This window comes from Mesotoga sp. HF07.pep.5.2.highcov, assembly GCF_003666285.1.
Lineage (GTDB): Bacteria > Thermotogota > Thermotogae > Petrotogales > Kosmotogaceae > Mesotoga > Mesotoga prima.
This window is the reverse complement of the sequence record NZ_JFHJ01000356.1, coordinates 1-1,196: the sequence shown is the minus strand read 5'-3', so window position 1 is coordinate 1,196 and position 1,196 is coordinate 1. Positions and strand designations below refer to the sequence as shown.

Annotated in this window: 2 protein-coding genes; both read left to right on the top strand. The window is 44.3% G+C overall.

All coding sequences use genetic code 11. The annotated features are described in order from the left end of the window. Positions 1–311 precede the first annotated feature (311 nt). Positions 312–575 carry a hypothetical protein gene (locus BG32_RS07650; RefSeq protein WP_006486326.1) on the top strand — a complete coding sequence of 88 codons (264 nt, stop codon included), beginning with the start codon at positions 312–314 and terminating at the stop codon, positions 573–575. After that, the gene (locus BG32_RS07645) at positions 550–942 is read left to right on the top strand and encodes a DUF6516 family protein (RefSeq protein WP_121526645.1); all 393 of its coding nucleotides are present in this window, start codon (positions 550–552) and stop codon (positions 940–942) included. The genes BG32_RS07650 and BG32_RS07645 overlap by 26 nt, the downstream gene beginning before the upstream one ends. The last annotated feature ends 254 nt before the right edge of the window (positions 943–1,196 follow it).

Genomic DNA, 1,196 nt, shown 5'->3' with positions numbered 1-1,196 from the left:
GCTGTTGTCCTCTCGTGAGCGCAGCGAACGTCTTGTCCCTCGCGTAAATCTCCCGCCTCAATTTTCTGATCTTGGTTTTTCCTGTAACCTGAACGCGCAGCGTCGGAACTGCACTTCTCGTGCTATTATGCTCTTCTCGGAGAACGGAGAACCGATGGCGGTAAACCTGCTCCCAACTGAACGGAGGACCACATCACCGCAATGTAAATAACCGAGTCTAAAAAAGCGTTCGCGCTTTTGTAGAATTGTTTGAAAGCGACGATGCTATAATCTGGTAAACACTTTCATTGATGATGAAAGGAGGGACACACATGATTATTGTTTCAAAGGAGGAATTGCTTGCCTTCAAGAAGTTAGATCTGTTGTATCAGATGAATCTTCTACAGGAACAGTCAGTAAGACTAGAACGAAAGTACGATTGTTCTCTCGAAGAGTTTAGAAGCCTTGTCGCCGATTCAGATGAGAACTATGAAATGTGGGATGACTTGATTGAATGGGAAGCGTGTAATTCTGCTCTTCTGGAAGTACGCTCAATGCTGGAGAGGATCAATGCAGAAGATATTGAAGTTCGTTGAAAAGTCTTCGTTCGTCAAGGATTTCAAGGTTCACGACTTCAAAACCGGTAAGGAGTTCGCATACATCAAGCTGGAAATTCTGTTCAAGGACTCTTCAAAGGTTTACATCAGGGAATTTGTGAGTTCTACGCAGCGAAAGTATTCTTTCCATTGGATTGTAGATACTCGCACTGAGATTCGTTGGGATAACTCTCCCCATCACAAAAGTATTAGAACTTATCCGCATCACGTTCACGTTAACCAAGATGTTTATCCTTCCGAATGCTCTGATCCTGTGAAGATATTACAGTGGATCGAGAGCATGCTGACAAGCAAAGAAGAACTAACAAAAGAAATCATCCTTCACGAAATTCGAAAACTTCGCTAAAAAACCTTGAGAACAGCGTTCAAGCAGACGGTTCTTCCCAGCAGCCAGCGTCTCCTTGCAAGCGTTCAGCGGCTCTTAAACGTTTGTCGATCTTTAAGTCCAAGATCCCGTACAGGAGCATTACGGGATGACAATATGAGGGAATTAGGGGATGACCCTGAACACGAGACCCCAAACACGAGCACTTTGGGGTAGGCTAATCAGGGCAGGCTTTACGAGATGACAATTTCAGATGATTGTGCAGTTCTCTTGTA